Annotated in this window: 6 protein-coding genes; all 6 read right to left on the bottom strand. The window is 64.1% G+C overall.

Translation table 11 applies throughout. From position 1 onward, the window contains the following. Window positions 1-123: 123 nt before the first annotated feature. Window positions 124-1,833 (bottom strand): APC family permease, encoded by a 1,710-nt coding sequence (locus EN914_RS13425; RefSeq protein ID WP_024502584.1) that lies wholly within the window; start codon window positions 1,831-1,833, stop codon window positions 124-126. A 389-nt stretch (window positions 1,834-2,222) separates the two neighbouring features. Next, the gene (locus EN914_RS13420; protein ID WP_024502585.1) at window positions 2,223-4,592 is read right to left on the bottom strand and encodes a DUF1989 domain-containing protein; all 2,370 of its coding nucleotides are present in this window, start codon (window positions 4,590-4,592) and stop codon (window positions 2,223-2,225) included. A 267-nt stretch (window positions 4,593-4,859) separates the two neighbouring features. Next, window positions 4,860-5,483, bottom strand: a complete 624-nt coding sequence (locus EN914_RS13415) for a sarcosine oxidase subunit gamma (protein WP_024502586.1) — start codon at window positions 5,481-5,483, stop codon at window positions 4,860-4,862. Further along, window positions 5,476-8,457: a sarcosine oxidase subunit alpha gene (locus EN914_RS13410; protein WP_024502587.1), complete on the bottom strand. Its 2,982-nt coding sequence runs from the start codon at window positions 8,455-8,457 to the stop codon at window positions 5,476-5,478. The genes EN914_RS13415 and EN914_RS13410 overlap by 8 nt, the downstream gene beginning before the upstream one ends. After that, window positions 8,457-8,732 (bottom strand): sarcosine oxidase subunit delta, encoded by a 276-nt coding sequence (locus tag EN914_RS13405; protein WP_024502588.1) that lies wholly within the window; start codon window positions 8,730-8,732, stop codon window positions 8,457-8,459. Before EN914_RS13405 ends, EN914_RS13410 begins: the two co-directional genes overlap by 1 nt. Window positions 8,733-8,748: 16 nt before the next feature. Beyond that, the coding region (locus tag EN914_RS13400; RefSeq protein WP_127389116.1) for an FAD-dependent oxidoreductase at window positions 8,749-9,227 on the bottom strand (479 nt) is incomplete at its 5' end.

Raw genomic sequence — 9,227 nt, 5'->3', positions numbered from 1 at the left:
TCTGGAACTGAGCCAGGAAGCCGAAAAGCCGCAACTGGCGCTGGCCGCCGAATAGATCGATCGCGCCAGTCGAAAAGGATCGGGCGCGCCGAAGCGCGCCCGATCCTTTTTATTTTTATGAGGTCAGATGACGAAGAACCAGTTGGCGAGCAGCATCACCACCACGCCGGCGACCAGCGTCAGATAGGGCAGCATGCCCGCCTTTTTGACCGAGAGGTCGGCCCCCGTCATGCCGAGATCGGCCAGCATGTGGTCGGGGAACTTGCCCTTGTCCTGAATGTAGTGTCGGAAGCAGAACACCGGGATGATCAGCGCTGCCGTGATCAGGCCGGCCCACAGCGCCATCGGGTTCCATACCTTGGCACCGGCGCCCATGAAGATCGCGTTGACATAGGCGAAGATCGCCCCGATCCCGAGCAGCCAGCTCGGCGCCTTCCAGGGCCGTGCGATATGGCCGTTGTCGATGCGGTGGATCCAGCCGGCGTTGAGGTTGAGGAAGTTGAAGATGATGTAACCGCAATTCGACACGGCGAGGATGAAGAAGAAGCTCGTCGCGTCGGCCGAGGCGATGGCCAGCACGATCAGGTTGAAGACGAGATCGGTCCACATTGCCCGTGTCGGCGCACCATGTTCGTTGACATGGCTGAGATAGCGCGGCAGCCAGCCGTCGACCGAGCCCTGGTAGAGCGTACGCGAAGAGCCGGCCATGGCCGTCATGATGCACAGCACCAGCGCCAGGATCATCAGCATCACCAACAGGCTGTGGACTAGCGCGCCGCCGCCGACCATGCCGGCCAGCGCGTCGGCGACCCCGGAGCCGTCGACGATCGGCGTCGCCAGCATACCGTTGAGGCCAAGCACGCCCTGGAAGGTGAACGGCACCAGGATGAACAGCAGCATGCACAGAAGGCCGGAATAGAAAATCGCCTTGAACGTGTCGGTGCCGGGGTTCTTGAACTCGGATGTGTAGCAGACGGCGGTCTCGAAGCCGTAGGTCGACCAGGCGGCGATGAACATACCACCAAGCACCAGCGTCCAGCCGGCGATGTTCCAGGCACCGGGCTCGGGCGCGTAGGCTGCGGCCAGCGGCACCAGCGGCGAAAAATTCGCCCAGTTGATCTGGCCGGTGACGATCGGCACCACGCCGACGATCAGCATCGGGACGATGACCAAGAGGCCGATATATTTCTGCACATTGGCGGTGCCGAGAATGCCGCGATGCTGGATCGCAAAGATGATCAGCATCAGCACTGCGCCGATGAAGAAGGTCGCGTTGAAGGTGAACGAGACCGGTCCCAGCGTGTGGCTGTAAAGCGTCCAGTTGCGGATTGCCGGCGTCGCCGCCGCGGTCACCGCTGTGATGGCGTCGGCGGCACTCGTCCCGGCATGCGCGGCGATATAGGCGACGACATCGGGTGAGGTTTCGGTGAACAGCGGCACTGGCGCCAGCGCGTTGAGGATGTAGGCGGCGGCGATCGAGCAGCCGAGCGACAGCACCGGCGACCAGGCGAACCAGTTGCACCAGACAGACAGCGGCGCGATGAACTTGGAATAGCGCAGCCAGGCGGTGGCGCCGTAGATCGACGCGCCGCCCGACTTGTTCGGAAACAGGCCGGCGATTTCGGCATAGGTGAAGGATTGCAGGAAGCCCATGATCATGGAGAAGATCCAGATCGCGAAGGCCAGCGTGCCGGTCGTGCCGGCAATGCCGCCGATCGAGAACAGGACCAGGGCCGGCACGCCGCTCGCCACCCAGAAGGCGCCGCGCCAGTCGATATTTCGGTGCAACTTGCCTTCGGCAAGCGGCTCCAGGACAGTCGTTATCGTGCTCATATGTCTTTGTTCCCCATTTTGATGTTCCCCGTTCGTGACGGCCGCGACTTCGCGAGGCTTCATCATCGACGCATGCTTTGGGCGGCTGTCGGTGTTTCCACTCAGTCGCATTTTTTTCTTAACAGTGAAGATTGATCCGGCGCGCTTTCAGGTCAAGCGATTTGTCGCGCCGTGCACATCACGCTTGCGAAACATGTCGGCTTCACACTGCCGCGGTGGGATTGTTCGGAAAAGGACCAAGGGTCAGGAAGCGAAAACCCGCCGGAGGCGGGTCGCGGCGCAAATCAGCACCATGGACGAATATGTAGCATAGCTGCCCTCAGCAGGTCAAGAAAAAATTCCTATCACGAACTGCAGCACGGCCTCACTGTCTTGGGAGGGAAGGGCCGTCAGGAACGCGGTTTGGTCTTTTGCGGATCGTAGTGGGCGAAGGCGACGACTCGCGCCGGCAGCCGCTTGGCATGGCCGTCGAGCTTGCCGATCTCGACCTCGGTACCGACAGCCGAATGGGTGACATCGAGCCTGGCCAGCGCGATGGTCTTGTTCAGCACCGGCGAGCGCATGCCTGACGTGACCACGCCGATCTGGGCACGGCCGACATGCACGCAATCGCCATGGCCGACGTCGACATTGGCGTCGATGTCGAGACCGACCAGCTTCGTCTGCGGGTGCTCCTTGCGGCGGATCAGCGCCTCGCGGCCGACGAAATCGTCGGTCTTGCTCTTCAGCGGCACGGTGAAGCCGATGCCGGCCTCGAACGGATCGGTCTGGTCGGAAAATTCGTATCCGGCGAAGATCAACCCGGCCTCGATGCGCACCATGTCCAGCGCCTGCAGTCCCATCGGCTTCAGCCCGTGAGGCTGGCCGGCTTCCCAGATGGCGTCGAAGACTTTTTCGGCGTCGCGCGGATGGCACCAGATCTCGTAGCCGAGCTCGCCGGTATAGCCGGTGCGCGAGACGACGACCGGAATGCCGTTGCCGCCACCAATGCGGGCGACGGCGAAGCGGAACCAATCGAGTTCGTCGATCGACGGCTGCAGCGGCGAGGTCCAGATCACCTCCCTGAGGATGTCGCGGCTCTTTGGTCCCTGCACGGCGACATTGTGCATCTGGTCGGTGGAGGAACGCACAAGGACATTGAGGCCGAGTTTTGTCGCCGTCTCGCGCAGCCACTCGCCAGACAGATCGTCGCCGCCGACCCAGCGGAAATTGTCCTTGCCCAGCCGCAGCAGGGTGCCGTCATCAATCATGCCGCCATGCTCGTAGCACATGGCCGAATAGACCACCTGGCCAACGCCAAGCTTCTTGACGTCGCGGGTTAGCGTGTATTGCAGCAGCGCTTCGGAATCCGGGCCGGTGACCTCGAACTTGCGCAGCGGCGACAGGTCCATGATCACCGCGCCTTGGCGGCAGGCCCAGTATTCGGCGATCGGCCCGTCCTTGGCGAAGGAATTGGCGAGCCAATAGCCCTTGTACTCCTGAAAGTTGCGGGTGTGCTTGGCAAAGCTCGAATGAAAAGCGGTCTCGCGGGTCATTTTCGGTTCCGAATCGGGCGTCATGCGTCTGGCGATCGCTCGCGAGAATTTGTGCTGGCCGGAATAGGTCCGCACATGGATGTCGGTCGGGTTCCAGCCATTGGCCGGCGTCGTGTCGTCGGGGCAGGCGGAGGAAACGCAAACGATGTCGGTGAGCGCCCTGAGCAGCACATAGTCGCCCGCCCGCGACCACGGCTCGTCGGACACCATGACGCCATGCGCGTCGATCGCCGTGTTGAAGAAGAAGTTGATCGCCATCCAGCCCGCGCGGGGATTGACGCCCTTGCCGGCCAGAGCGCCGTTGAAATTCTCCGAACAGTTGGTGTGTCCGGGATAGCCGATGTCGTCGTAATATTTGGCGGCGCAGGCGAGCGCGAAGGCGTCGTGCCGGCCGCATGTGTCCTGCACCACCTCGACCAGCGGCTCCATGTCCTGGTCATAGTATTTGGAATGCAGGCCGGGCATCGGGTAGCTCGCACCCATGAGCGTGCGCGTCGTCGTCACGTCGAGCGGATGATCCAGTCCCCTGTCCAGCTTGCGCGCCGAAAAGCACTGGAAATCGGTGCATTGGCGCCCGTCGATATCGATGATCTGCAGATAGTCGCCAGCCCTAACGAAATAGGCCTCCGCGGTCGCCGAATGGACGCGCAAATCGAGCACCGGGTCGGCAAGCGGATCAGCCAATAGCGATTTCGCCGCCGGGCGGATCGTGGCGCGGCGAACGAAGACGGTCAGCGGTGTCGCCGTGTCATGACCATCGACCAGCATCGGCCTGCCGGGGGCGGCAATCAGCACCGCACCATCGCGTGCGACGGTGAAAGCCTGCTCGGTGCCGGCCGGTGTCGTGACGCCGAACACCCGCACGGCCTTGGCGTGGTCAAGCTGCACCTGCCGGCGGGCGAGCCCGCTCCGCAGGGATGCGAGACTGTCGTCGCCCTCTATGAGCAGCGCTTTGATGCCGGCAGCGTTGCTGTTCGATGCTTCACCAAAAATGCCGGGATCGGTCGCGCCGGTCCTGTCCCAGGCCAGAAGTTCGCAGGCCTGGCCGCCTTCGACATTGCGCACGGTGATTGCGTCGCCGGCCTCGATGTCGATCAGCACCGCGCCGTTGCCCTGGATCGTATAACGCTCCATGCCCGGCGGCAGCGCGATCTGGCCGGGCCTCAGGATGAGGCTAGGCTTGGGCGGTCCGGCGGCAATTGCGGGGTAGGGCGACTGGCTCATCTCAGCCTTGCGGTTCGAGAAACAAGTTTGCCTGTGCGTGAAATTATTTTAGCAGCAAGAATAGCAGGGGGATCGCGTTTGGCAAGGAGAGCGCGCTTTTTCCCTTCTCCCCTTGTGGGAGAAGGTGGATCGGCGCGCAGCGCCGAGACGGTTGAGGGGTGCTGGCCGGATCACCGTTCTTGCCAAGCTGGAGCACCCCTCATCCGACCTCGCTTCGCGAGGCCACCTTCTCCCACAAAGGGGAGAAGGGAAGGCCGCGCACAAGCGTTACGCTAAGTCCTTGGAGTGACTGATGTCCACGCCGTACTCGGCCGCAGCGTCAAGCATCGTATGCCAAAGGCTCTCGGCAAACGTCGCAAACATCAGAACGTTGAACACCGCCTGCCCATCCGTCCGATCACTGTCGCGCCAGAGCGTGACGCTGGTGTGATCCATCGACGTCGCGGCGGCGGCGCCAACCGGAAACGCATCGGGATGCAAATCGATCGACGACAGTTTCGCCAGCATTGTCCGCGCCTTGGCGCCGGAGATGCTGACCAGAACCCGCGCATGCGACTGGTCCGACAGCGAGCCGGACAATGCGGGCTCCAGCGTCTGCATCGTGTGCTTGCCGCCCTTCGACAGCACGAAGAACTGGTCCGGTCCCGACCAGATCAGCGTTGCGTCCGAAGTCCGCACCGCCTTGGGCGCATCAGGGACAGCAACACCAAACCGAGCCTTGGCGGCTTGTCCCAGCTCGGCCGCCTGGCCGCGCCGCGCCATCACCTGGATCAGATCAAAATTGCGGATCTCGGTCAGCGAGACGCCGACCTCAATACCGCGTGCACCATGCACGCCGGCAACGAGCGCCTTTTCAAGCGGACTGCGGGGAGCCCAGGAAAACTCAACCACGCTGGCGCCCTCCATCCGGGTCGTAGAAGACGGGATTGCAGAGTTCGACGTCATAGTCTTCGCCGCGCAATGGATCATGCGCGTGCACGATCTCGCCGATGCGTTCGCGGCCGCGTTCGACAAGCGCGAGCCCGATCCACTGATCCAACGTCGGCGAGAAGCAGACCGAGGTGACATAGCCCTGGTCGTTGCCGGGGCCGGGCGTCTGCCCCTTCGGGATGATGTGTGCGCCGGAGCGCAACCGGCGTGTCTCGTCCGTCGGCTTGATGCCGACGACGACCTGGCGATCTGGGGCTACCAGCGCCTCGCGTCCGGCCATGACGCGGCCGATATAGTCTTTCTTGGTCGACATCATCTTGCCCAGACCAAGATCGGCCGCTGTCGTCGTGCCGCTCAGTTCCGGTCCGGCGATGTGGCCCTTTTCGACGCGCATGACGCCGAGCGCCTCGGTGCCGTAAGGCGTCACGCCGAATGGCGCGCCGGCCAGCATCAGATTGCGCGCCATCGCATCGCCGAAGCGTGCCGGTACCGAGATCTCGAAGGCCATTTCGCCGGAGAACGAGATGCGGAACAGCCGCGCCTTGAGGCCGCCGCGCAATGTCACTTCGCGCGCGCCCATGAACGGAAAGCCTTCGTTGGAAAGGTCCTCGGACTCATCAACGATCTGTTTCAGCAACTCCCGCGCGCTCGGTCCGGCGATCGAGAACTGCGCCCACTGGTCGGAGACGGAAGTGAGCTGCACGTCGAGCTTCGGGAACAGCACCTGGCGGCAGAATTCGAGATGCTGCATCACCAGACCGGCCTTGGCCGTGGTGGTGGTCAGGAAATAATGATCCTCGGCCAGCCGCGACGTCGTGCCATCGTCATAGACGATGCCATCCTCGCGCAGCATCAGCCCGTAGCGCGCCTTGCCCACTGCAAGACTGGAGAAGGTGTTGATGTAGACGCGGTCGAGGAAGGCGCCGGCATCCGGACCGTGCACGTCGATCTTGCCGAGCGTCGAGACATCGCAGAATCCGACGCCTGAGCGCACCGCCTTGACCTCGCGCGTCACCGATTCCAGCCAGTCCTTCTCGCCAGCGCGGGGGTACCACTGCGCCCGCTTCCACAGGCCGGTGTCGACGAAGACAGCACCTTGTTCCACGGCCCAGTGATGCGACGGCGTCAGCCGCGTTGCATGAAAAGTCTCATCGCGATGGTGTCCGGCAAAGGCGCCGATGGCGACGGGCACGTAAGGCGGGCGATAGATGGTCGTGCCAGTCTCGGGAATGGATTTGCCTGTTACCGCCGCCATGATGGCGAGGCCGGCGACGTTGGAGGTCTTGCCCTGGTCGGTCGCCATGCCGAGCGTGGTGTAGCGCTTCAGATGCTCGACCGATTCAAAACCCTCGCGCTGCGCCAGCTCGATGTCGGACGCGGTGACGTCGTGTTGCTGGTCGACAAAGGCTTTGCCCTTGCCGGCGACATGCCAGAGCGGGGTGAGCGAGAAAACCTCGTCGTCGGCGACAGGCGCCGATCCCGCATTGCCGGTCCGGCCGGCATCATGCGCGGCTGCCGCGCCGGCGGCAAAGCCTTGACTGAGGCAGGCGCCAAGGCCAAAGGCACCATTGGCGGCACCTGCGGCGACCATGCCTGGAGGCGCGCCGTCGGGCACGAAGGCGGAGATGTCGCTGCGCCATTTCGGCCGGCCGCGATGATAGGAGGTCAGCCCGACCGCCGGGTTCCAGCCGCCGGAAACGGCTAGCCCGTCCGCTTCGACCTCGGCGCGCGCGCCGCCGGTCAGCGACACCGCGATTTTCCTGACGCCATCCTTGCCGCCGTCGACGCCGCTGACGGAACCGTGCAGCACCGGGAAGCCGCCCTTCGAGGCCAGCGAACGATGCGCCGGCGATATTTCGGGCCGTGCATCGATGACCGCCGCGATCTGCAGGCCGGCACCGAGGGCCGCTTCGACCGTGCGCCAGCCATCCTCATTGTTGGTGAACAGCGCGATCCGTTTTGCCGGCGCTGCGGCGTAGCGCGCGACATAGGTCCGCATGGCGGAGGCCATCATCACGCCGGGCGTGTCGTTGCCGGCAAAGACGATCGGCCGTTCGATGGCGCCGGCTGCCACGACGCAGCGCTTCGCCACGATCCGCCACAGGCGCTGGCGCACCTGGTGCTCGGGCGGCGAGGGCAAATGGTCGTTGACCCGCTCAATGGCGCCATAGGTGCCGCCATCGTAGACGCCGAACAGCGTCGTGCGGGTCATGACGCGGACGTCGGGCATACCAGCCAGTTCAGCCAGCGTCCGCGAAATCCACTCGGCCGCAGGTTCGCCGTCGATCATTCCGCCATCCGACAGCAGACGGCCGCCGAGGACAAAATCCTCCTCGCACAGGATGACGCGGGCGCCTGCGCGGCCGGCTGCCAACGCCGCGGCCAGACCAGCCGGGCCGGAGCCGGCGATCAGCACGTCGCAATGCGCCCATGCCTTGTCGTAGTGGTCGGGATCGGCAAGGCCGGCGGCACGGCCAAGGCCTGCGGCGCGGCGGATCGCCGGCTCATAGATCGCTTCCCAGAACTTCGCCGGCCACATGAATGTCTTGTAGTAGAAGCCGGCAACGAAGATCGGCGCGAACAGCTGGTTGACCGACATCACGTCGTGGCGCAGCGACGGCCAACGGTTCTGGCTGGCGGCCTCGAGCCCGTCATAGAGTTCGGCCGTCGTCGCCTTGGTGTTCGGCTCGCGCCGTGCCCCGGTGCGCAGCTCAACCAGCGCATTGGGTTCTTCCGAGCCCGCAGTCAGGATGCCGCGCGGGCGATGGTATTTGAATGAGCGGCCGACCAGCTTGACGCCGTTGGCGATCAGCGCCGAGGCGAGCGTGTCGCCCTGGAAGCCGGAGAAAGCCTTGCCGTCGAAACGGAAGTTCAGCGGTGCCGAGCGGTCGACAAGCCCGCCATTGCCGAGCCGGTGTGTCTGCGCGCCGGCCATCACGCACCAACCTTCGCAGCGCCGGCACCAGCCGCCGGTTCGATGGAGGAAATCTCGTGCGTCAGCGTGTTGCGGGTGACCTTCAGCCAAGCCCGGCAACCACCGCCATGGTACCAATATTCGCTGGTCGCGCCGGCGACATTGTCGCGCAGATAGACATAGTCGAAGACCTCGTCTTCCGAGGCGCCGGCCTCGGGCCGCACCGGCTTGGCGTCGCCGAGATAGGTGAACTCGCCGAGTTCGCGTTCACCGCAGAAAGGACAGGCAATGCGCATTTCTTCTAAACCGCCTTCAATGCAGGTTCGGTTGGGCGCCCTGGCCCTTTTCGTCGATCATGGCGCCAGTTCGGAACCGGTCTAGGCGGAACCGTGCCGCTTCTTCATGCGACTCGTCGCGAGCCAGGAGGTGCGCAAAGACAAAACCGGACCCTGGCGTCGCCTTGAAGCCGCCATAGCACCAGCCCGCGTTGAGATAGAGCCCGTCGACGGGCGTCTTGTCGATGATCGGTGAACCGTCCATCGACATGTCCATGATGCCGCCCCACTGGCGCAGCAGGCGCACGCGGCCGATCATCGGCATCAGCGCCATGCCGCCCTCGCAGACGTCTTCCATCACAGGCATGTTGCCGCGCTGGGCGTAGGAATTGTAGCCGTCTATATCGCCGCCGAAGACGAGGCCGCCCTTGTCGGACTGGCTGACGTAGAAATGGCCGGCGCCGAAGGTCATGACGCCCGGGATGAGCGGCTTGATCGCCTCGGAGACGAAGGCCT

This window comes from Mesorhizobium sp. M7A.F.Ca.CA.001.08.2.1 (assembly GCF_003998455.1).
Classification (GTDB): Bacteria; Pseudomonadota; Alphaproteobacteria; order Rhizobiales; family Rhizobiaceae; genus Mesorhizobium; species Mesorhizobium ciceri.
This window is presented reverse-complemented; position numbering and strand designations above follow the sequence as displayed.